Here is a 23,660-nt window from a genome sequence, read left to right on the forward strand (position 1 = left end):
CTGAGAGTGATATTTATTTTTTAAAATTCTATTGTAACTATAAAAAAAGCAATAAATCTGCTTATTTTAAAGATTTGCAGAACGATAAATGCTTTTTATCAAGTGAAAATAGAGCCCGATGAATGATCCTTCTTCGCACCGGTAACACTACTCAATACATTAATCTCCTTGCGCAATTTCAACACGCCAAGTAATCCAAAAATCAATGCTTCTTTATACTCTAAAGTTTTAGCATCTGGAACGATGAGTGACAATTCAGGCAAATAATCTTGCATGCTTTCTAACAGAAAAGTATTGTAAGCACCACCGCCGGTAACGAGCATTTTGCCTTTTCTTTCCGGTAAAGCGAAAGCAGTTTGTTTGGCAATGTGTTTGATAAAAGTGTGCATTTTGTCTTCAAGACTAATGTCGTAACTTTCCATTAATGGCAATACAATCGATTTGACAAATTCAAAACCTAAAGATTTTGGATACGGTTTTTGGTAATAAGATAAGTTGTCTAATTCTTCCAATAATGTCATATCAGTTTCTCCACTTCGAGCAATATTGCCTTTGTCGTCATAAGCTAAACCTAATTTATTAGCGTAAAAATTCAAAACTGTATTCACCGGCGAAATGTCAAAAGCGATTCGTTTTCCGTCTTGTTCAAAAGACACATTCGAAAAACCTCCTAAATTCAAACAATAATCATATTCAGAAAATAGAATTCGGTCACCAATAGGCACTAGTGGAGCGCCTTGTCCACCCAATTTAACATCTTGTACCCGGAAGTCACAAACGATCGTTTTGCCTATGATTTTCGCCATTTCTTTTAGATTTCCAATTTGTAAAGTGTAGCCGTTTTGTGGTTGGTGCAGAACGGTGTGTCCATGACTGCAAACCGCATCGAGATGGGTGATTTTGTGTTTGTTGATAAAATCCTTAATGATATTCCCCAAAAGAATCGTGTAGTCTTGATTCAATTGCTTTAATTCAGCTTTCGAAAAATCAACAGCCGTTCTCAATTTGTTTAACCAATCGTCGTTATACGAAACGGTCTCACTTTCAAGGATTTTATACTGCCATTTGTCTTTTAATACAGTGAAATTAATGTGTGCCAAATCAACGCCATCCAATGATGTGCCCGACATGACGCCGATAACGGTATAACTTTCTTTCAACATTGGCTAAATTTACGAAAACGTTTGAAATTTTAACTTTTAAATCCTATTTTTGCACACCAAAATTAAAGAAACAACAAACATAATCGTTACAATTTATGGATTTTAATTTAACCGAAGAGCAGTTAATGATTCAACAAGCCGCAAGAGATTTTGCTCAGGCGGAATTATTACCCGGCGTAATAGAAAGAGACGAACACTCTAAGTTTCCAACCGAGCAAGTCAAAATGATGGCCGATTTAGGATTCTTAGGCATGATGGTTGACCCAAAATATGGTGGCGCCGGATTAGACAGTGTTTCTTATGTTTTGGCGATGACCGAAATTGCCAAAGTGGATGCCTCTGCAGCAGTAATCATGTCGGTCAACAATTCACTGGTGTGTGCCGGAATGGAAAAATACTGTTCGGAAGAACAAAAAATGAAATATTTAGTGCCTTTGGCCAAAGGGGAAGTAATCGGAGCATTCTGTTTGTCAGAGCCGGAAGCCGGAAGTGATGCAAGTTCGCAAAAGACAACCGCCAAAGATATGGGCGATTATTACTTATTAAACGGTACAAAAAACTGGATCACTAATGGTGGAACTGCTTCAACTTATTTAGTAATTGCACAAACCGATGTCGAAAAAGGACACAAAGGCATCAATGCTTTTATCGTTGAAAAGGGTTGGGCAGGTTTCGAAGTCGGACCAAAAGAAAAGAAAATGGGAATCCGTGGAAGCGATACACATTCGTTAATGTTTACAGATGTAAAGGTTCCAAAAGAAAACAGAATCGGAGCAGACGGTTTCGGTTTCAACTTCGCTATGAATGTATTAAACGGCGGAAGAATCGGGATTGCTTCTCAAGCTTTGGGAATCGCAACCGGTGCTTACGAATTAGCGTTGAAATATTCACACGAGCGCAAAGCTTTTGGTAAAGAAATCTTCAAACACCAAGCGATTGCATTCAAATTGGCGGATATGTATGTAAAAATCACGGCAGCCAAATTATTAATCATGAAAGCGGCTTGCGAAAAAGATGAAGGAAAAGACATTGCACATTCAGGCGCCATGGCAAAATTATACGCTTCTGAAATTGCGTTGGAAGTAGCCAATGAAGCGGTTCAAATTCACGGAGGAAACGGTTATGTAGCCGAATACCATGTTGAAAGAATGATGAGAGATTCTAAAATCACTCAGATTTATGAAGGAACTTCTGAGATTCAAAGAATTGTAATTTCGAGAGGTTTGGTTTCTTAATCAAACAGCTAACAAATAGAAAAACCCTTTCAGTGTAAATATTGGAAGGGTTTTTTATTAGAATAAATTTATACATTTACGCTATGTATGAAGAGTTAAAATATTGGTATCTCCGCGATCATAAATTGTTTTGGACACTAAGCATGTCACAAATCAAGCAGTTGTGCATTATAACCGGTTTTAAAAAAGCCAAAAAAGGCGATATCATTTACTTTTCTTCTTCGGATTTGCCTAGGGTTTTTTTGCTTAAAAAAGGCAATATCAAAATTGTCTCTGTCGATGAAGACGGTAACGAAACTATTAAAGATATTATCGAGAAAGGCGATTTATTTGGCGAACTCGAACTCGATAGCGACAGAAACTCCAACGAATATGCTAAAGCCTTAACGGACGATATCATCATTTGTAGTTTTCTACTATCTGATTTTGAAGATTTGTTGTTGCGCAATCCAAGTTTGGCACTGTCTTACACCAAGTTTGTCGGACTAAAATTAAAACGCATCAAAAACAACTACGCCAATTTGGTTTCCAAAGACGCCAAAACCAGATTGCTCACTTTTATCAAAGATTGGGCAGAACGCGATGGTAAAAAAGATGGCAATAGAATCACGATTCAAAATTACCTTACGCAAAATGACATCGCTCAAATCATCTGTACTTCACGCCAAACGGCAACTGTTTTATTAAACGAATTAGAAGAAAATGGTTTAATGCATTATGGTCGAAAGGAAATTATTATTGAAGATATTTCGAAGTTAACCTAAATAAAACGCATGACTTTTGATCACTTTAGTGTCCGATTATTAGAAATCTCCGATTTGGAAAAATACTTTTCGCTTGTAGAAAATAACAGAAAACGATTGGAAGACTTTTTTACAGGAACTGTCTCCAGAACAAAAACCTTTGAAGAAACAACGCAATTTTTAAAGGAATTACTTCAGAAGCGCGACGATAAATTATATTATCCATTTGTAATCGAGAATCTTGAAACCAAAGAATTGGTTGGTTTTATTGATGTCAAAAACATTGACTGGAATATTCCGAAAGCAGAATTAGGCTGTTACATCGATAAAGATTATGCCGGAAAAGGCATCACTACAAAAGCTTTTTCATTAGTTGTAGACCATTGTTTTGACCATTTTGGGTTTGCAAAACTGTTTTTAAGAACACACGAAAGTAATTTGTTTGCTCAGAAACTTGCTGACAGAAGTGGATTTCAGGTAGAAGGAAAAATTCGAAAAGATTATAAAACTACAAAAGGTGAAGTCGTGGATTTGATTTATTACGGTAAAATTAAAGCGTAAAAACAACGATTTTACTCCAACTGTAAACTAACCGACAAAACCGCTTTTCATGACGCTTTACTTTTGCGTTATCAAATTAGATAATTTAAAAATTAAACTCATGAACAAATCCATTTTATTTTTACTGTTTGCTTTTATTTCAGTAACCGGTTTGGCTCAAAACTCAAGAGCAACCCATTTCAATTTAGAAAAAAAAGTTGCCATTCAGGGTTATGATCCGGTAGCTTATTTTACACAGAAAAAAGCAATCAAAGGAAAATCATCTCTTGCCTCAACTTATGAAGGTGTGATTTATTATTTTTCTTCTCAAGCCCATAAAGAAGCTTTTGTTAAAAATCCTTCGGGTTACGAACCGCAATATGGCGGTTGGTGTGCTTTTGCGATGGGTGATTATGGCGAAAAAGTGGAGATTAATCCGGAAACATTTAAAGTTTTGGATGGGAAATTGTATTTGTTTTACAATGCTTATTTCAATAATACGCTCAAAAGTTGGAATAAAGACGAAACCAATTTGAAGAAAAAAGCCGATGCTAATTGGAAGAAGATTAGTGTTCAGTAATCTCACGATAGCTATCGGGATAGTGTTCAGTAATACCCTTCTAAGTAGTCTAATAATCTAACAATCTAATAATCCAAAAAATGAAAAACCCAATTATATTCTGGGTTGTCAAGCTCGTCGCCGTGATAATTCTTGTACAAACGTTATACTTTAAATTCACCGCAGCCGAAGAAAGTGTGTATATTTTTCAAACTTTAGGCATAGAACCATTCGGCCGAATTGGTTCCGGTGTGGTCGAATTGATTGCCGCAGTTTTGATTTTAATTCCGAAAACAACATTACTTGGCGCATTTTTAGCATTGGGTACGATGTTAGGAGCGATTTTTTCTCATATATTTGTCTTAGGAATAGAAGTGCAAAATGATGGTGGAACGTTATTTATTTTGGCTGTCGTCACTTTAATAAGCTGTTTGCTTTTGGTGTATGCGGAACGAAATAAAATTCCGGATTTATTACGATTTAAATTGTAAAACTATTTTTGGATCAAAATCGTAATTATACAGTAAACAAACAAGAACTAAATATGCTTATTCCGGCCATCTACAAAACTCTCAATGAATTGTCAGGCTTGGTCTCGCAACTTTCAGACGACGATTATTGTTGTCCTTGTTATGACTTGAGCAATGCCACTATTGGTGAACACACACGTCACATTATTGAAATGTTTCAGTGTCTCGAAAACCAATATGAAAATGGCGTGGTCAATTATGATAACCGAAAGCGAGATTACCTGATTCAAACCAATACGGCTTTCGCCAAAGAATGCATCGATATCATTTTGAAACAAGTCGATAAACCCAATAAAAACTTGCAATTGCAACAAATCGTCGATGGGGAAGAATTGCTGATTGACAGTAATTACCAACGCGAGTTATTGTACAATTTAGAACATTGCATTCACCATCAAGCGTTAATCAAAGTCGCGATTATTCAATCTAAAACCATTGAAATTGATGCTGATTTTGGCGTAGCACGCTCAACTATCGAATACCGAAAACAATGTGCACAGTAAGTTTTGTCAATGCCAATGGTAAAATCATCATTACATCTAATCGTGATGAGAAAATAATTCGCCCGAATGCCATTGAACCCAAAACGTATCTCCTAAACGATAAAAAAGTCATTTTTCCCAAAGACAACAAAGCCGGTGGCACTTGGTATGCCATTGACGAGCATTCCAATGTTTTGGTTTTATTAAATGGTGCTGAAGAAAAGCATGTTTTAAAAGACAGTTATCGAAAAAGTCGCGGTTTAATCGTACTCGATTTAATCGGCAGCGAATCGCCTTTGGAAGCTTGGAAAGCTATCGATTTAGACCATATAGAACCGTTTACTTTAGTGTTATTCGAAAACCAAAATCTCTATCAATTGCGTTGGAATGAGTTGGAGAAAAGCACTTTAGCCTTGGAAACGAATCAAAGTCACATTTGGTCATCTTCCACTTTATATTCGGCAGCAATTCGAGAAAAAAGAGCGAATTGGTTTTCTACTTTTCTAGATACCCAACCCGAAGTCAACGAAGAAGAATTGTTTAATTTTCACCGTTATACCGAGAAAGACAACAACGAACACGGTTTAGTCATCAACCGAAATGATATTTTAAAAACACTAAGCATCACCCAAACCATTATCGAAAAAAACAAAGTCAGTATTCATTACAATGATTTGATTACTGAACGCGATTTTTCTAACGTATTTCTATCCTTGTAAGAATTCATAATTTACAATTCGTAATTCATAATTAATTTGAGATTATTTTTCCACAAACTATTCCATTGGGAATATTGGCCATTCCAAATAGTTTATATCCCGATTTATTTCCTTTGGGCTTATTATGCTTTGAAAGCACGAACGATTTTCTTTTTCAATACTTGTAACCCAACGATGCGAAACGGCGGATTTATCATGGACAGTAAGATTGAAATCTATGATTTGATTCCGAAACAGTTTTACCCGAAAACCGATTTTGTCAAAGAACAATTGCCTTTTGAGGAAGTTGAAAATATTTTGACTAATTCCAAAATCAAGTTTCCTTTTATAGCCAAACCTGATATCGGTTTGCGTGGTTCGGCAGTGAAAAAAATCAATACGCTTGACGATTTAAAAAATTACCACAGCAAAGCCAATTTTGATTATTTAGTACAAGATTTGATTCCGTTTCCCAATGAAGTCGGGATTTTTTATGTCCGTTATCCTCATGAAAAAAAAGGTAGAATTACCGGAATTGTCGCCAAAGAATTCCTAATCGTTGAAGGCGATGGTTGTTCAACAATTGAAGAACTATTGAAAGCCAATCCGCGATATGAATTTCAGTTGAAAGCATTACAAAAAGAATATGGTAGCCAACTCAAAGACATTTTGGCAAAAGGTGAAAAAAGAAATCTGGTTCCGTATGGTAATCATGCTCGCGGCGCTAAATTCTTAGATTACAGCCATTTAATTTCTCCGGAATTGACTAAAGTGATTGACGATATGTGTCTGCAAATTGAGGAGTTTTATTTTGGGCGAATGGATTTAATGTACAATACTTGGGCCGAATTAGAACAAGGAAAAAACTTCTCCATAGTTGAATTAAATGGCGCGGCAAGCGAACCAACACACATTTACGACCCGAAACATTCGCTGTTTTTTGCTTGGAAAGAATTGGCGCGACACATTACCTATATGTTCGAAATCAGTGTCGCCAATCACAAACGCGGTTACGATTATTTGCCACACAAAATCGGAATGGAACAATACAATTTGCATTTGGAACAAAGTAATAAAATTGTGAATTTTTAAAATAATAATTACTTTGTCATTCCGAGGCACGAGGAATCTCATAATCTGATGCGATTTTTCTCTCGTCCCAAAAGACGAGACGAAATGACAAACTATACAACATGCAAAACCTAAAAAACATATTCGTTGGTTTTCTGGTGAGTTTCATCGGGTCGATTCCTTTGGGATACTTGAACGTTGTCGGTTTTCAGGTTTATGAAAGATTAGGTTTGTCGCCAACGATTTTGTACTTATTGGGCGTAATTATTATTGAGTTCTTCGTGATTTATTTCACTTTAATTTTCGCCAACAGCTTAGCGGCTAATAAAAAACTAACCAAGTATATTGAAGGTTTTTCGATTGTATTTATGTTGCTACTAGCGTATGTTTTTTATTCTAGTGCCAATGCTAAAAGTGATTTTTCAACCACTTTTAATTATGCGCCATTCTTTTTGGGCATAGTATTGAGTAGTTTAAACTTTATTCAAATTCCGTTTTGGACCGGTTGGAATCTTTGGCTTTTAAACGGAAATTACATTGAAATTTCAGGAACTAGAAAATATGTCTTTGTTGTGGGAACGATTCTCGGAACATTTTGCGGCATGCTGACGTTGATTTTGGCACTGCATTACTTTGCTTCTAATGTTGATTTTTTGGCAAAATATTTAATGCAGATTATCATTCCGTTGGTGTTTGTGGGATTTGGAATTTTGCAAGGATATAAATTTTGGAAGAAATATTTCTGATGGTTTTCAAATCCTTACTTTTAGTATATTTACGACAAGAAAGAAACACATGAAGAATATCATCATTACAGGAACTTCGCGTGGCATTGGTTACGAATTGGCTTTACAATTTGCCCAAGCCGGACATCAAGTCTTAGCCATTTCCAGAAAAACACCACAAGCTTTAATCGAAAACGAGAACATCACTTGTCTGTCAGTTGATTTAGGCAACGAAGAAGAATTGGTTGAAGTCGAAAAATTTCTAGCTACTGCTTGGAAACAAGTCGATATCATCATTCACAACGCCGGATGTTTAGTCAACAAACCTTTTGCCCAACTTACGCAAGCCGATTTTGAAAATGTTTACAGCGTCAATGTTTTTGGTGTGGCCAATTTGACTCGTGTTTGTTTGCCGTATTTGGAAAAAGGAAGTCATGTAGTTTCCATCAGTTCGATGGGTGGCATCCAAGGCAGTATGAAATTCCCGGGATTAGCGGCTTATAGTTCAAGTAAAGGTGCTGTAATTACGCTGTCAGAGTTATTGGCCGAAGAGTACAAAGAACAAGGCATCGCTTTCAATGTTTTGGCACTCGGAGCGGTGAATACCGAAATGTTACAAGAAGCTTTTCCGGGTTACGAAGCGCCAACTTCAGCCAAAGAAATGGCCGACTACATTTTCAATTTCGCGCTAACCGGAAATAAGTATCATAACGGAAAAGTGATTCAAGTTTCATCATCAACGCCTTAAATAGTTATGAATTATGAGTTATAAGTTATGAGTGAAAGCATTATTAAAGCAAAGAGTTTTGAATTAGCCGTTCTAGGAATTAGATTCTACAAGAGTTTAGTTTCTGATAAGAAAGAGTTTGTTATGAGTAAACAGTTTCTTCGTTCCATTAATTCAGTTGGTGCCAATGTTAGAGAAGCAGTAAATGCTCAAAGCAAAGCAGATTTCATTCATAAATTAGCCGTTTCTCAAAAAGAATGCGACGAAACAATGTATTGGTTAGAACTTTTAAAAGAGACAGATTATATTTCAGTAGAAGAATTTAAAAGTATTTATCCCAAATGCGAAGAAGTTTTAAAAATCATAAGAAGCACATTATCACATCAAAAAGCAACTCATAACTCATAATTTATAACTCATAACTCCTTGAGCGAAGTCCTTCAAAAATACCTTCCCGAACACGCTGTTCTTTCTTGCTTTGAGCTAATCAAAAGCAACAATGTGCATTTGAAAATTGTCAACGAACGGCAAACCCGTCATGGCGATTATCGACGCGCAGTAGGAGGAAAGCATGAAATTACGGTTAATGCCAATTTGAATAAGTATCGTTTTCTGATTACGTTGGTGCATGAAATTGCGCATTTGGTGGCTTATGAAAAATTCGGACGATTAATCAAACCACATGGGAACGAATGGAAGCATACGTTTCAAAGATTAATGGTGCCGTTTATACGGCCGGAGATTTTTCCGCATTCGGTGTTGCCTTTGGTGGCGAATCATTTCCGAAATCCAACCGCGAGTAGTGATACCGATGCAAAGTTGGCTTTCGCTCTAAAACAATTTGACGAGAGAAAATCCGATATTCATTTTGTACACGAAGTGCCAAGCGGTAGTTTATTTAGAATCAAAAACGGAAGAATCTTTCAGAAGAAAGGCTTGCGTGTAAAGCGCTACGAATGTCTCGAAGTCAAAACCGGGAGATTGTATTTGTTCAACGCCAACGCTGAGGTAGAAATAATTCCGGGATAATAGGATAAAAAAACTCAGCAACTTAGTACCTTAGCAACTTAGTTACTTTTAGAAAAATGAACAACAATTATTACGCAATATTAATGGCCGGCGGTGTCGGGTCAAGATTTTGGCCGGTCAGCACCACTGATTTTCCAAAGCAGTTTCACGACATGTTAGGTTCGGGTGATACCTTGATTCAAAAGACTTTTAGTCGTTTGGCCAAGTTGATTCCGACAGAGAACATTTTGATACTAACTAACGAGCGGTACAACGGTTTGGTTTTGGAACAATTGCCTATGGTAAAACCAGAGCAAGTTTTGTTAGAACCAGCAATGCGTAATACGGCGCCTTGTATTTTATATGCTTCGCTAAAAATTCAGAAAATGAATCCCGATGCCGTTATGGTTGTCGCGCCAAGCGATCATTGGATAGAAGATGAAGCCGAGTTTGCGAACAATTTGCAACAATGTTTTGATTTTTGTCAAAAGGAAAATGCTTTGATGACCTTAGGAATTCAACCGACTTTTCCAAACACCGGTTTTGGTTATATCGAATTTGATAAATCAGATAATAATCCGATAAAAAAAGTGAATCAGTTCAGAGAAAAACCAGATTACGAAACAGCCAAATTATTTTTAGAAGCCGGAAATTTTCTTTGGAACGGCGGAATTTTTATTTGGAGTGCAAAATCGATTACACAAGCTTTTGAAAAATTCCAACCCCAAATGAATGCTTTGTTCCAACAAGGTGCTGATAATTATAATACGTCGAATGAAAAGCAATTTATCATAGACAATTACAGTAAAGCCGAAAATATATCAATCGATTATGCTATAATGGAAAAGGCTGAAAACGTCTATGTTTTGCCCGCAACCTTTGATTGGAACGACTTGGGAACATGGGGTTCACTACATGAAAAACTTGATAAGGATGAGCAGAATAATGCAGTCGTAAATGCGACAGTAATTTTGGAAAATGCTTCTAATAATATCATTCGTTCTGACGCTAAAAAGCTTGTGGTTATTGATGGTTTAGATGATTATATCATTGTGGATAATGAAAACGTATTGATGATTTACCCCAAAAGTAAGGAGCAAGATATCAAGAAAATTACCGCTAGAGCAAACGAATTATAAATAAAAAACATCATTTACTCATTTCTTGGCTTCAAATACTAAGAATTTCCGCAACCATTAAATATTTGTTGTATCTTTCCATTTAGTTTTATCAGAAAAAATCGCCTGAAATGAATGGTTTTAAATTGAAGTTCTCTTTTGTCTTTTTGCTTATAACACAATTGTCTTTCAGTCAATTGTCAAATTTTACCCTAACGGTTGCCGGAACCAATGAAACTTGTACGGCCAATGGAAAGCTGACTTTCAATGTTTCTAACACAACAGTTGGGTCAACCATTTTATATACAATTTATCGTTTGCCGGATATTTCGACTCCAATATCTGTGCAGTCGACAAATACTTTAACCGGATTAATTGCCGGAAGTTACAGGGTTATTGCTACACAATCTTTAGCAGGTAACAGTGGAATGCAGCAACAAGATGTTGATATAGAGGATTTAGTAGTTCCATTGACTTATCAAGTTAGTAGTATAAACGAAACCTGTGGGAATGATGGAAGAATTACCGTAAATGTTTTATCAGGTACAGTGGCGACCAACGGATTGATTTATGAACTTTTTTCCGGTCCAATGATTAGACCTTTGCAAACGTCTAATGTTTTTAACGGATTGACAGCAGGCGAGTATTTGATTAGGGTTTTTGATAATTGTGGCGAAGGTGTTGTGCAAACCTATAATTTGCAAAGTTCGGATACGGAAATAGCGTTTGAATTATTTCAACCTAATTTAGCCACTTGTACAACAGTGGAAATTGGCGCCGCTTTTCAATCCGTTATGCCTTATCCTCAAGGAATTGTGAAATTTCCTTTGCAAATAGTGACCACGCTTTTTCCACCTTCAGGGCCATCCCTAACCTATACTCAAAATATAGCCAATGGTATAGAGTTTTCCCAAATTGTTCCTCTGTTTGCCAATCAAAATTACAGTTATACATTCACGATAACAGATGGTTGCGGAACTGTTTACACTTTAAACGGTCAAATAGATAATTTATCGGTTGAAGCCAGCTACCAAGTTTTACCTGAAGATTGTACGCACCAACAAATCACTTTTTTCAGAGTAACTGACGTGGTTTTGGTTTCAGCACCTTCAGGGTTTTCGACATCATTGCCGCAGAGTTATACTTCCTCTATCGTTAACAGTGCCGTAACTATTGGTGGTTTAATAGCAGGAACTTATGTTTTTAATACGGTTGATATTTGTGGAAATCCAGAGGTGTTTACTATCGAGGTCGTTATTACAGAAGTAGCGCCACCCTTTACTTTTTTGTACAATGTAAATTGTCTTACCGGATCGGTAATCATTAGCGGTATCCAACAATTGGTATTGATTTCTGCTCCTTCAACTTACAATGTTCCTCTGCCGCATGATTATACCGCTTTAATTAATGACGCAAATTACGTCACTTTCGAGAATATACCGGTTGGAACTTATGTTTTTGACGTGTTGGATTTGTGTAATCAGCCGGATACTGTGGTAGTAGTCATAGCGCCTGTATCAGAAAATCCGGTTTTAACCGTTGCCGAAGGATGTCAAGATGGTTTTGGTACGATTAGAATAACCGGACAATTCAATTCCATATCAATGACTTCCGCACCGGCAGCTTATGGAGCAACTTTGCCTTTAAATCTGATGGGTAATTTGGTTTCCAATGGGACAACGCTTACTTTAGACATGTTGCCAGCAGGAAATTATGTGATTCAATCGGTAAATTTGTGCAATATTCCCTATACAACCAACATAACGATTTTGGGACATCAAGACAGTACCAATGTTGCGGTTACTCCAAATTGTGGTTCGTTTAATCTTAATTTAAACAATACGACTAATACTGATGTATCAACTTCCTATTGGTTGCAAAAGTTAAATACGTTGACCAATGATTGGGGTCATCCTTTGACAGGTGTGGTTTATACCAATGGAACTTATCCCGGTAATGGCGATTCTGTTTTACTAACCAACAACAGTATCAATTATAATTTAGCTTATCAAGGACATTTTAGAATTTTAAAAGTGTTCCAAAGTTTTGAAATGAATAATCCGGATATTGTCTATTGTTTTAAAACCCTTTATGAATTTGATTACAATGGTTTGCCTCAAATTAACGATGTTTATGCTGTTTCTTGTGGTGGTACTTTTGAAGTTATTGTATTGGCAGAAGGTTTCGATCCATTACAATATAGAATAACCACCAGAAACGGACAACCATTTGTTATAGAGAATGGTAACTCAAATATTTTTACAGGCTTGCAACCGGCGACTTACAATTTTCAAGTGGAAGATGCCTGTGGGAATTTCTTAAATAGTGCATTTGAGATTTTGAGTCCAAATCCACTGGCCATTTCAGCTAACGAAATCAATTGTGACGGAGAGAACCTGACTTTGTCGGCACCCAATTTTTCTTTTTTTCAATATGAATGGTGGAAAGACAATAATACCACAAATATATTGAGTACTTTAAGTACGCTGAGTTTTACGCCCTTTAATTCGGTTGCTCATAACGGAACTTATCATGTTAGGATAACTTACACCAATAACCAAAGTTCTTGTTTAAATCAGGTGTTAAGTTATACAATATCGATTACTAATGTCCCACCAAATGCAGGTCAAGGTGGTTCATTTTCCTATTGTGGTCGTCAAGGGAACATCGATTTATTTGCCCTTTTACAAGGGAATTATGATGCCGATGGAATTTGGGACGAAGCGACCTCAAGCGGAACACTCAATAATAATATTTGGGATTCAAGCAATGTTGCTTTTGGTAGTTACGAATTCAGATATCATGTTGACGGCAGTTGTAATGCCTTTGAAGAAGCTTTTATCAATATTACGATTAATGAAATTCCGCAAGTTCCAACAGCCAGTGCCGATAGTATCATTTGCGAAGGCGGAAATCTTCAATTGTATGCGACCAATGTTCCAAATGCGACTTACCAATGGACCGGTCCAAACGGATTTACTTCTACAACACAAAACCCTATAATTAATACGATATCTCCAAGTAACAATGGAATTTACACGGTTTCTGCTGCTCAAAATAGCTGCTCGTCTGAAAGTTCAAGCGTGCCTGTTTTGGTAAATGCTTTGCCCGAATTCGAATTGAGTCAAAATTGCATCGAAAACGAATATGTTGTAACGGCTTTGCCAATTAATAATTCATTTGATCCTCTAACGGCCAATTATACTTGGACAGGACCAAATAATTTTATGGCAGCACAAAATCCGATTGTGATTACTCGTGGCGAAATCGGACTTTATAATTTGACGGTAACGGATGGAAATGGTTGTTCGGTGGCTCAATCGATTGATGTCATCAGGACCATTTGCTTTATTCCAAATGTGATTACACCGAATGACGATTTTACCAATGACAGCTTTAATTTAGCCGGTTTTGAAGTAGACAGAATTGAAATTTACAATCGCTGGGGCAGAAAAGTATACGAGAAAAACAATTATATTGATGAATGGCACGGTCAAAATATGAAGGGAGAAAGATTGCCCGATTCAACGTATTATTACATCCTTAGCTTAAGAACGGGAGAAAATAAAGTAGGTTGGGTTTTTGTGAGTAATAATCAATAAATTAGATATCTCCTTTGTTCTGAGCTTTTCTAATTTTCTTGAAAAGATTGGAGGAATAAACGAAATCGGTTATGGCTTCATTATCGGTTTTGAAGATTTCTTTTTTGGTGCCTTCCCAAGCCAAAATCCCTTGTTTTAAAAAAATGATTTTTTCGCCAATTTCCATCACTGAGTTCATGTCATGGGTATTGATTACAGTCGTAATATTATATTCAACAGTAATTTCATGAATCAAATTATCGATGATAATAGCGGTTTTTGGGTCAAGCCCTGAATTCGGTTCGTCACAAAAAAGATATTTTGGATTGTTCACTATTGCTCTAGCAATAGCAACGCGTTTCTGCATTCCACCGGAAAGCTCAGAAGGTTTTTTATGATGAGCCTCTTTCAAATCCACTCTTTCAATTACAAAATCTACACGCTTTTTTATCTCAGCAGCCGATTTTTTGGTGAACATCTTCAATGGAAAACCTACATTTTCTTCCACGGTCATACTGTCAAAAAGGGCACTTCCTTGAAATACCATTCCGATTTCGGTGCGCAATGCTCTTTTCTCATCAGCAGTCAAATCGGAATATATTCTTCCGTCAAAAGCGATTGTGCCTTTGTCTGGTGTGTGGATTCCGAGTAAACTTTTTAGCAAAACTGTTTTCCCTGAACCACTTTGTCCAATAATCAAATTGGTTTTTCCGGTCTCAAAAATGGTGGAAATCCCTTTTAATACTTTGGTGTCGCCAAATGACTTTTCGATGTTTTTTATTTCTATCATTAGGTCAAAAGTAATTGCGTTAATATATAATTTGTCAAAATGATGGTTACCGAAGTCCAAACAAACGAAACTGTACTCGCTTTACCAACTTCTAAAGCGCCGCCTTTCATATAATAGCCATGAAACGATGGAATGGTGGCCAATAGCATGGCAAAAACAAAAGTTTTAATAAAGGCATATGCAATATGGAAGGGAATAAATTCTTGTTGAATACCAATAACAAATTCGTTGCTTGAAGCAAATCCGCCATAAACACAAGCAATATAACCGCCAAAAACACCTAGAAACATGGCGATTCCAATTACAAAAGGATAGAGCAGAAGGGCGATAATTTTGGGAAAAACCAAATAGTTTAAAGAATTCACGCCCATTACTTCCAAAGCATCAATTTGCTCCGTAACACGCATCGTTCCTATACTCGAAGTAATAAATGAACCCATTTTTCCCGCCATAATGATGGAGATAAAGGTTGGGGCAAATTCTAAAATAACTGATTGTCTGGTCGCAAAACCGATGAGGTATTTCGGAATCAAAGGGTTAGTCAAATTTAATGCCGTTTGAATGGCCACTACACCACCAACAAAGAAGGAAATAAAACAAACAATCCCAAGTGAATCAATGATTAGATCATCAATCTCCTTGAAAATTAAGGTTCTCATGACCGACCATTTCGTGGGTTTGTTAAATACTTCTTTCAACATTAAGAAATATTTTCCTATTTGGGATAAATAGCGAACGAGCATCATTTTTTAGTATTCAGTGTTCAGTTTATAGTAAGCAGTAAAAATACTATATTTTACTTGATAGGTACATTAAAAGGTTAAAACAATTTCTTTTTCATCTTTTTCCAACGGTAGTTTCTGATGAATTGTGCTTGTTCTTTGGTTACCAATAACGGTTTATTAGCCGATTTGGCTCTCCAAAATCCTCTGATATAGTCGATAAAAAGTAATGGTTTTCCTTTTCGCATCGCCAATTTTAAAGAAGCAATAGAAGTGATGAAAAAACCATAGCCTAAAGAATAAAACGCTTCGCCTTGTTTGTAACGTGCAGTTTTGTTATAATTGGCTCCGGTGGGTTTGAGGTGTTTTACTTTTAAAGTTTCATCGGTAACGACTTTCCAGTTATAGAATTTGCAAAGCAGTTCGTCCACCGTGTCCCAACCCATAGCCGGTTTTAATCCTCCAATTTGTTCAAAAGTGGCTTTTCGGTAAGCCTTAAAAGCACCACGGATATGGTCTTTATCGGTTAGGTTTTCCAGAATCCAGTCGCCGTTTTTTTCAATATAAGCAAAGCCGCCCACCATTCCGATTTTCTCGTCCGATTGAAAATGTTGGATAATGATTTCGAAATAATTGGAAGGAAAAATCAAATCGGCATCGGCTTTTACAATCAAATCATAATGGTCGTCCAAGGTTTCTAGCCCTTTTTGAAATGCTTGAATCACTTTGCTTCCGGGCAAGTGAATGGCGTCGGAAGTTTTATTGACTAAAGAAATCCAAGGATGTTTTTGGGCGAAAGCCAAAACAATTGCAGCAGTTGTATCAGTAGAATTGTCATTCACAATCACGGCTTTGGTAGGCAAAACAGTTTGCTCGACTAACGATTGTAAGGTTAGTGAGATAAACTTTTCTTCATTGTGTGATGGAATGACGATGTAGTAGTTCATTATCTTGCTAAATCTCGCAAAGCTGCAAAGTTTAATTGTTATTTGTAAATTCTTCTAGCTTCTGATTTTTTCGGCATAAACCAAATAATATCTTGGAGTGAAATATCTTAGCAATGGTCTAAAACCTAATTTTTTCACCGGATGCGTAAACTTCACGCGATCAACAATCTTCCAGCCGGTTTTTTCTAATAACCAATCCAATTGCCAATCTTCAAATTCGTGGTAATGTCTGTCCCACATATCGGTTTTGCTGCGGTAAGCCGGAGAAAACCATAATCGTAACGGAATCGAGATTAATATTTTATCCGCTTTTACATTTTCCAAAACGGTGTACGGATTGAGTAAATGTTCGAAAATTTCAAACGCTGTAAATACTTGGTAGCTTTCATTCTGCAAAGCGCTTTGGTCATTGTCAACGTCTTCGCCTTTAGTATTGATAACGGTATAGCCATTTTCTTCCATGATTTTGGAAAACGGATTCGGCACGCCTAAATCTAAAATGGTTTCAGAAGTGGCAATGTGTTTTTTTAAAAACTGAAGGGTAATGTTAAAGCGTTTACTCGGATAGGTCTTCTCGTACATGATTAGGAAATTGGATTACAAATTTACTTTTTTCTCCCAACTTCCAACTTCCAACTTCCAACTTTTTTACATTCTATACACAATTGCATTCACATTCATTCCGGCGCCAACCGAAGCAAAAAGAACCACATCGCCTTTTTGGATAGCATGATTGTCGAGATGGCCTTTTACCAATAAATCATACAAGGTTGGAACGGTTGCTACACTTGAATTTCCTAATTTATGAATACTCATTGGCATAATGTCTTCCGGGGTTGCTTGTCCGAACAGCTTGTAGAATCGTTGAACAATGGCTTCGTCCATTTTTTCATTGGCTTGATGGATCAACACTTTCTTGATGTCATTGATATGAACACCACTTGCTTCCACACATTCTTTCATGGCTTTGGGCACCTGACTTAAAGCGAATTCATATATTTTTCTACCATGCATTTTGATGTAACGCACATCGGGATCATGGGTTTTATTGAACGAGTTTCCAAAGAACAAATAGTACGCTTCGTCGTAAGTAAAGGTAGCACTTTCATGAGCCAAAATTCCGCCTGCTTCTTCCGTAGCTTCAATAATGGTTGCGCCTGCGCCATCAGAATAAATCATGCTGTCGCGGTCGTGCTTGTCGACTACTCGAGATAAAGTTTCCGCACCAATGACTAAGCATTTTTTAGCCATTCCGGCTTTGATAAACGCTTGTGCTTGAATAACACCTTCAATCCATCCCGGACAACCGAAAAGCATATCGTAGCAAACACATTTTGGGTTTTTGATGCGCAAATCAAATTTGACTCTGGTGGCCAAACTGGGTAATAAATCGGTTTGAATCGCCCCTTTTTTTACGTTCCCAAAATTGTGTGCAAAGATGATATAATCTAAAGTTTCCGGATCGATTCCAGAGTCTTCAATAGCTTTCCTCGCGGCGATGGTTGCAATGTCGGAAGTCAGTAAATCATCCGTAACATAGCGGCGTTCTTCGATGCCGGTGATGTCGTAAAACTTTTCAGTAATTACTTCATTAGGTAGTGGAAATGGGCTACCATCATCATTAAGGAAAATGTGTTTAGTAAAATCAGTATTGGTCACTATTTCGGTTGGGATATAGCTTCCGGAACCGGTAATTTTTATGTTCATTGCTTTATGATTTCATTACTAAATTATTAATAAATTTATTGAACAGGGATTGTTTTTTTAAAATTTTAAAATAATTATGAAAAGTTTATCAAATGTTGATTAAAATTATAAATACGGCAATTAATTCGCTTTTTGCTGTGCGATTTTTATCTGCATGATGGTACTAATGCTCAAGGCTTGCGTCTTAATTTGCTCTGCTTTTGGGCCTTTGAAATTGTCGTCTACAGCGTTGTAAAAATGATGGAGCCAAATTTTGAAAAGTTCAGGAGATAAATATTCTTTGGCATTGACATCCAAATGAATTTGCGTCAAATTGTTAGTGTATCCGCCGGTTCCCAAAATGGCTTGTGACCAAAAAGTAACTAAGATAGGCAAATGTTCTTCGAGTTTTATTTTAACTACCTCGGTAAAAATGTAGCTGATGGAATCATCGGATAAAAGCTTTTTGTAAAATTCATCGACCAATAAAAACAAATCGTCTTGATTTTGAATATCGTTCATCATTTTTTCATTTGGAACAAAAATAAAACTTCACACTTTTAGATTACCTGATTAAAATCAGTTTAAAATAAAAGGTTTCAAATTTTACAACTTGAAACCTTTAGCTAATCACTAGTCACAAATGACTGATTGTTTTTTTACAGGTATGCCTCAATTGGCGCACAAGAACAAACTAAATTTCTGTCGCCGTAAGCATCATCAACACGACGAACGCTTGGCCAGAATTTATTTTCGTGAATATAGTCCAATGGATAAGCCGCTTGCTCACGCGTGTATGGGTAAACCCAAGTATCCGCTGTTAGCATGGCTAAAGTATGTGGTGAATTTTTTAATACGTTATTGGTGTCGTCAGCAGAAGCTGCGTCAATTTCTTTACGAATGGCAATCATCGCATCACAAAAACGATCTAACTCAGCTAAATCTTCAGATTCTGTTGGTTCAATCATCAACGTTCCGGCTACCGGGAAAGAAACCGTTGGCGCATGGAAACCGTAATCCATCAAACGTTTGGCGATATCCGTTACTTCGATACCATTTTGTTTGAAAGAACGACAATCTAAAATCATTTCGTGTGCCGCGCGTCCCATTTCTCCTGAATATAAAACCGGATAATGTGCTTCTAAACGAGCTTTCATATAATTGGCATTCAAAATCGCATGTTCTGTGGAACTTTTCAAGCCTTCAGCACCCAACATGGTGATGTAGCCATAAGAAATCAAACACACCAAAGCCGAACCATAAGGCGCAGCAGAAATAGCAGTAATCGCTTGGTCACCGCCAACATTGATGATAGGATTGCTCGGTAAGAAAGGTACCAGTTTTTCGTTGACACAAATTGGGCCAACACCAGGTCCGCCACCACCGTGAGGAATTGCGAATGTTTTGTGTAAGTTCAAGTGACAAACGTCAGCACCAATCGTTGCCGGATTGGTCAAACCAACCTGCGCATTCATATTGGCACCATCCATATAAACTAAACCACCATTGTCATGGATGATTTTGGTAATTTCACAAATCGCACTTTCAAAAACACCATGAGTTGATGGGTAAGTTACCATCAAGGCTGAAAGATTATCTTTATGCTCAATCGCTCTTGCTCTCAAATCTTCTACATCGATGTTACCATTTTCCATGGTTTTGGTTACGATAATTTGCATACCTGCCATCGCCGCCGAAGCCGGATTGGTTCCGTGAGCAGAGGATGGAATCAAACACACATTTCTGTGGTTGTCGCCACGAGATTGGTGGTAAGCACGAATCGCCATCAAACCGGCGTATTCGCCTTGCGCACCGGAGTTGGGTTGCAAAGTTGTCCCGGCAAAACCGGTAACTACGTTCAATTGTTGCTCTAATTTTTTAAGCATCGTGATATAACCTTCTGCTTGTTCGATAGGCGCGAAAGGGTGAATGCTGTTCCAATTTGCCATCGACAATGGCAACATTTCGGCAGCCGCATTGAGCTTCATCGTACACGAACCCAAGGAAATCATCGAGTGGTTTAACGATAAATCTTTGCGCTCTAATTTTTTGATATAACGCATCAACTGAGATTCAGAATGATGGTTGTTGAACACTTCGTGTTGCAAGAACGTTGAAGTTCTTTCTAAGGAAGTTGGGAAATTATTGTTTGAACTTAATTCAGAAACCTTGAAAGAATCTTTACCGGTGGCTTCTGCAAAAATGGCGATGATTTGGTTCAAGTCGTTCAACGAAGTCGTTTCGTTAATCGAAATAGAAATGGTTTCATTATCTGCATAGAAGAAATTCACTTCGTTTTTTTCAGCAACCGTTTTTACTTTAGCCGAATCTGCTTTTACCGAAATCGTATCAAAGAAAGCGGTATTGCTTTGGTAAACGCCTAATTTATTTAAAGCATCTGCCAAAGTCACTGCCGAAGCATGAACTTTAGCCGCGATATATTTCAAGCCTTTTGGTCCGTGATAAACCGCATACATTCCGGCCATAACGGCTAATAAAACTTGCGCCGTACAGATATTGGAAGTTGCTTTTTCACGTTTGATGTGTTGCTCACGAGTCCCTAAAGCCATGCGCAGCGCACGCTTTCCGTTGGCATCTATCGACACTCCGATGATTCTTCCCGGCATCGAACGTTTGTATTCTTCTTTGGTGGCGAAGTAAGCCGCGTGTGGTCCTCCGTAACCCATTGGGATGCCAAAACGTTGTGTCGTTCCAACTACTACGGCAGCGCCCATTTCTCCCGGAGAAGTCAAGGTAGTCAATGATAAAATGTCGGCAGCAACGGCCACTTTAATTTCGTTTTCTTTGGCTTTAGCGATAAAGGCACTATAATCATTTACCTGACCGTGTTTGCCGGGATATTGTAAAATCGCTCCGAAAAAGTCGGTTGAGAAATCAAAAGTTTCGTGGTTTCCGATTACTAATTCCACTCCGATTGGCGTAGAACGCGTTTGTAAAACCGATAAAGTTTGCGGTAATATTTCTTCTGAAACGAAAAATTTACGGGTGTTGTTTTTCTTTTGGTCACGAGAACGAACATCGAACAATAACGCCATGGCTTCTGCGGCAGCCGTTCCTTCGTCTAACAGAGAAGCATTGGCGATTTCCATTCCGGTTAACTCGATAACCATGGTTTGGAAATTCAGAATTGCTTCTAAACGACCTTGTGCAATTTCAGCTTGGTATGGCGTGTAAGCGGTATACCAACCCGGATTTTCAAATATGTTTCTTTGGATTACCGGTGGCACAATCGCCGGATGATAACCCAAACCGATATAGGATTTGAATACTTTATTTTTTTTGCCCAATTCCTGAATGTGCGTTAAATATTCATATTCGGTCATCGGTGCATCCAGATTTAAGTCGTTTTTTAAACGAATATCATCCGGTATGGTTTCGTAAATTAATTGGTCAAAAGATTCAACTCCGATAGTTTTGAACATGTGGTTTAGGTCGCTCTCACGTGGACCTATGTGGCGTAATGCAAATGCGTCTGTTCTCATTAAATTGTAAGTTCTATAAGTGTGTTTAGTTGTGCTTGTTGTGTTGTAAAACATGATTGTTTTTTAACGCCAACAAAAGTAATTATTAATGTTCTAATTTTGTGCTAAACAAAGTCTAATGTTTTGAGAATTTTTCAACTAAATAGGCTTCTTATTAACACTTTGCTTACTTTTAGGCTATGCGGATTTTCAAACTACTTTTTGACTTTTATATCAATAGCAGTATTCACGTGGCTTTGTCGGTTTTTGCATTGGTACGAATGACGGGTTTTTTATTTCAAATTTCGACTATTGAAACGAGCGCTTTTTTTGCTTTTTTTGGGACAATTGTCGGGTATAATTTCGTAAAGTATGATGCTTTGGCACGAACCCAAAAATTACAGATGCGAACGCAATTAAAAGCAATTGCCTTTTTGAGTTTTCTTTCGTTGTTGGCTTGCGGATTTTACTTTCTGGAATTGTCCCAAAAAACCAAAATCATTGCGGTTGTCTTTTTGATACTGACCTTACTTTACACTTTACCGTTCTTCCCCAATAGAAAAAATGCCCGAAATTGGGCAGGCATAAAGATTTATATTGTGGCTTTGTGTTGGGTTGGTGTTACTTTGTTTTTACCAATCATTAACGCTGAAATTCCATTGACCACTTATGTTTTTTTGGTTGCGATTCAGCGGTTTATTCTGATTTTTGTATTGATCTTGATTTTTGAAATTATCGATTTGAAACAAGACGATCCGCATTTGAAAACGGTGCCGCAACAGATAGGCGTGGAGCGAACTAAAAAATTGGGTTCGTTGCTTATGCTGGCTTTTGTTGGTTTAGAGTTTTTGGATATAAATTTCAATTATCCAATTTTGTTTTTAAAAGCCGGAATTGCTATCACTGTGATACTTTTTTTAGTATTTGCCAATGAAAAACAATCCAAATATTATTCTTCTTTTTGGGCAGAAAGCATACCGGTTTTGTGGTGGATTTTATTGCTGGTTTTCAGCTAAATTTTTTAGGATTTCATTTCTTTTTAAAAGGAAATCAGTCAAGTGTTTTTTGAGTAATAGATTGTTAAAGAGTTTGCCAAAAATACCAAACGGTGCTTTGTATTGTAGAAAATCAATCATAACCGTATGGCCATTTTGAGTGACAAAAGTATGCTCGTGTCGAAAAAATTTGAAATGACCTTTTGCCATCTCATCTACAAAATAATTTGGGGTTTCCATTTCGGTAATTTTACTTTGGTGTTTGAGGTAAAAGCCAAAATGTTTCCCTCGAAAAGTTACTGTTTCTCCGAGTTCAATTAATCCGGAAGTTCTTCCGGCAATTGCTTTTTCGTTAGATTGCGCGGTTGATTGTTGGTGAATATCAATGTTTCTTGCCAAATCAAAAACAGTTTGAATCGGTGCGTTTATTTTGGTGATGAGCCGAATGGTAGTCATAATTTAGTTTGTTTGTGAGTTACGTAACAATGATATATCGCAATCAGTATAGGAATGATAAGAAATCTTAACGTATTATTTATATCAATATTGACAATGAGGATAAAATACAGCAAAACTAATCCCCAATAAATTAGAATTTGAGGTAAGGCGTTATTATGGCTTAAACTATTTACGGCCAAGATGATTAATCCTGTCAACAATTGAAATATTGCCAGATAAAAATAAATCACCAATGCTTCTTCACCAAAAAATAAAGCTGTAATGGCACCAATGCTCACAAAAACTATATTCATATAATGGATAAACTTTCTCATGCCTTATTTGTGTTTTAAACTTTCAGAAAAAAATGAAAGTTTAGATTAATTTTTTTACTTAATTCGTCTCTTTTCTATTGTTTTT

25 protein-coding genes are annotated in these 23,660 nt (G+C 37.0%); 15 read left to right on the forward strand and 10 right to left on the reverse strand.

Features of this window, described 5'->3' with window-relative positions:
- Positions 1-98: 98 nt before the first annotated feature.
- Complete coding sequence (locus B3C16_RS08965; RefSeq protein WP_291131027.1) at positions 99-1,163, reverse strand: anhydro-N-acetylmuramic acid kinase; 1,065 nt, start codon at positions 1,161-1,163, stop codon at positions 99-101.
- A gap of 95 nt (positions 1,164-1,258) precedes the next feature.
- Here B3C16_RS08965 and B3C16_RS08970 point away from each other — a divergent pair, with 95 nt between their 5' ends.
- From B3C16_RS08970 to B3C16_RS09035, 14 genes are all read left to right on the forward strand, one after another.
- On the forward strand, positions 1,259-2,398 hold the full coding sequence (locus B3C16_RS08970; protein ID WP_121312803.1) for an acyl-CoA dehydrogenase family protein: 1,140 nt from the start codon (positions 1,259-1,261) through the stop codon (positions 2,396-2,398).
- Between the two features lie 83 nt (positions 2,399-2,481).
- On the forward strand, positions 2,482-3,162 hold the full coding sequence (locus B3C16_RS08975) for a Crp/Fnr family transcriptional regulator (RefSeq protein WP_121312804.1): 681 nt from the start codon (positions 2,482-2,484) through the stop codon (positions 3,160-3,162).
- Positions 3,163-3,171: 9 nt separating this feature from the next.
- Positions 3,172-3,702, forward strand: coding sequence for a GNAT family N-acetyltransferase (locus tag B3C16_RS08980; protein ID WP_121312805.1), 531 nt, complete (start codon positions 3,172-3,174; stop codon positions 3,700-3,702).
- A 100-nt stretch (positions 3,703-3,802) separates the two neighbouring features.
- The gene (locus B3C16_RS08985; RefSeq protein WP_291131031.1) at positions 3,803-4,261 is read left to right on the forward strand and encodes a YHS domain-containing (seleno)protein; all 459 of its coding nucleotides are present in this window, start codon (positions 3,803-3,805) and stop codon (positions 4,259-4,261) included.
- An 80-nt stretch (positions 4,262-4,341) separates the two neighbouring features.
- The gene (locus tag B3C16_RS08990; protein WP_121312806.1) at positions 4,342-4,731 is read left to right on the forward strand and encodes a DoxX family protein; all 390 of its coding nucleotides are present in this window, start codon (positions 4,342-4,344) and stop codon (positions 4,729-4,731) included.
- 8 nt (positions 4,732-4,739) lie between these two features.
- Positions 4,740-5,273, forward strand: coding sequence for a DinB family protein (locus B3C16_RS08995; RefSeq protein ID WP_349680456.1), 534 nt, complete (start codon positions 4,740-4,742; stop codon positions 5,271-5,273).
- Positions 5,261-5,971 carry an NRDE family protein gene (locus B3C16_RS09000; RefSeq protein ID WP_291131034.1) on the forward strand — a complete coding sequence of 237 codons (711 nt, stop codon included), beginning with the start codon at positions 5,261-5,263 and terminating at the stop codon, positions 5,969-5,971. Before B3C16_RS08995 ends, B3C16_RS09000 begins: the two co-directional genes overlap by 13 nt.
- 36 nt (positions 5,972-6,007) lie before the next feature.
- Complete coding sequence (locus tag B3C16_RS09005; RefSeq protein ID WP_291131036.1) at positions 6,008-7,042, forward strand: D-alanine--D-alanine ligase; 1,035 nt, start codon at positions 6,008-6,010, stop codon at positions 7,040-7,042.
- A 101-nt stretch (positions 7,043-7,143) separates the two neighbouring features.
- The gene (locus tag B3C16_RS09010) at positions 7,144-7,767 is read left to right on the forward strand and encodes a hypothetical protein (protein ID WP_291131037.1); all 624 of its coding nucleotides are present in this window, start codon (positions 7,144-7,146) and stop codon (positions 7,765-7,767) included.
- 49 nt (positions 7,768-7,816) lie between these two features.
- Entirely contained in the window at positions 7,817-8,494 is a 678-nt protein-coding gene (locus B3C16_RS09015) for an SDR family NAD(P)-dependent oxidoreductase (RefSeq protein WP_121314999.1), read from the forward strand.
- Between the two features lie 27 nt (positions 8,495-8,521).
- A complete protein-coding gene (locus tag B3C16_RS09020; RefSeq protein WP_291131039.1) occupies positions 8,522-8,881 on the forward strand; it encodes a four helix bundle protein in 360 nt (119 codons plus the stop codon).
- Positions 8,882-8,899: 18 nt separating this feature from the next.
- Entirely contained in the window at positions 8,900-9,502 is a 603-nt protein-coding gene (locus B3C16_RS09025) for a SprT-like domain-containing protein (RefSeq protein WP_291131041.1), read from the forward strand.
- A gap of 56 nt (positions 9,503-9,558) precedes the next feature.
- Positions 9,559-10,620, forward strand: a complete 1,062-nt coding sequence (locus tag B3C16_RS09030; protein WP_121312812.1) for a mannose-1-phosphate guanylyltransferase — start codon at positions 9,559-9,561, stop codon at positions 10,618-10,620.
- Between the two features lie 110 nt (positions 10,621-10,730).
- Positions 10,731-14,201 carry a gliding motility-associated C-terminal domain-containing protein gene (locus B3C16_RS09035; protein ID WP_291131043.1) on the forward strand — a complete coding sequence of 1,157 codons (3,471 nt, stop codon included), beginning with the start codon at positions 10,731-10,733 and terminating at the stop codon, positions 14,199-14,201.
- Between the two features lies 1 nt (position 14,202).
- Here the strand turns inward: B3C16_RS09035 and B3C16_RS09040 are convergent, their stop codons facing one another.
- From B3C16_RS09040 to gcvP, 7 genes are all read right to left on the reverse strand, one after another.
- Entirely contained in the window at positions 14,203-14,970 is a 768-nt protein-coding gene (locus tag B3C16_RS09040) for an ABC transporter ATP-binding protein (protein WP_291131045.1), read from the reverse strand.
- Positions 14,970-15,716 (reverse strand): MlaE family ABC transporter permease, encoded by a 747-nt coding sequence (locus B3C16_RS09045; protein WP_121312815.1) that lies wholly within the window; start codon positions 15,714-15,716, stop codon positions 14,970-14,972. Before B3C16_RS09045 ends, B3C16_RS09040 begins: the two co-directional genes overlap by 1 nt.
- 74 nt (positions 15,717-15,790) lie before the next feature.
- Entirely contained in the window at positions 15,791-16,639 is an 849-nt protein-coding gene (locus tag B3C16_RS09050; protein ID WP_291131048.1) for a glycosyltransferase, read from the reverse strand.
- A gap of 54 nt (positions 16,640-16,693) precedes the next feature.
- The gene (locus B3C16_RS09055) at positions 16,694-17,221 is read right to left on the reverse strand and encodes a methyltransferase (RefSeq protein WP_291131050.1); all 528 of its coding nucleotides are present in this window, start codon (positions 17,219-17,221) and stop codon (positions 16,694-16,696) included.
- 66 nt (positions 17,222-17,287) lie between these two features.
- Positions 17,288-18,346 carry a 3-oxoacyl-ACP synthase III family protein gene (locus B3C16_RS09060; RefSeq protein WP_121312818.1) on the reverse strand — a complete coding sequence of 353 codons (1,059 nt, stop codon included), beginning with the start codon at positions 18,344-18,346 and terminating at the stop codon, positions 17,288-17,290.
- 120 nt (positions 18,347-18,466) lie between these two features.
- The gene (locus B3C16_RS09065; protein ID WP_233549753.1) at positions 18,467-18,850 is read right to left on the reverse strand and encodes a group III truncated hemoglobin; all 384 of its coding nucleotides are present in this window, start codon (positions 18,848-18,850) and stop codon (positions 18,467-18,469) included.
- Between the two features lie 134 nt (positions 18,851-18,984).
- Positions 18,985-21,828: an aminomethyl-transferring glycine dehydrogenase gene (gcvP, locus tag B3C16_RS09070; RefSeq protein ID WP_291131054.1), complete on the reverse strand. Its 2,844-nt coding sequence runs from the start codon at positions 21,826-21,828 to the stop codon at positions 18,985-18,987.
- A 179-nt stretch (positions 21,829-22,007) separates the two neighbouring features.
- On the opposite strand from gcvP, the gene B3C16_RS09075 reads away from it, so the two are divergent.
- A complete protein-coding gene (locus tag B3C16_RS09075; protein ID WP_121312821.1) occupies positions 22,008-22,823 on the forward strand; it encodes a hypothetical protein in 816 nt (271 codons plus the stop codon).
- Here the strand turns inward: B3C16_RS09075 and B3C16_RS09080 are convergent.
- Entirely contained in the window at positions 22,803-23,258 is a 456-nt protein-coding gene (locus B3C16_RS09080) for an SRPBCC family protein (RefSeq protein ID WP_291131056.1), read from the reverse strand. The genes B3C16_RS09075 and B3C16_RS09080 overlap by 21 nt on opposite strands.
- Entirely contained in the window at positions 23,255-23,575 is a 321-nt protein-coding gene (locus B3C16_RS09085; RefSeq protein WP_291131058.1) for a hypothetical protein, read from the reverse strand. Before B3C16_RS09085 ends, B3C16_RS09080 begins: the two co-directional genes overlap by 4 nt.
- Positions 23,576-23,660 lie beyond the last annotated feature (85 nt).

The organism is Flavobacterium sp. UBA7682 (genome assembly GCF_002482945.1).
Classification (GTDB): domain Bacteria; phylum Bacteroidota; class Bacteroidia; order Flavobacteriales; family Flavobacteriaceae; genus Flavobacterium.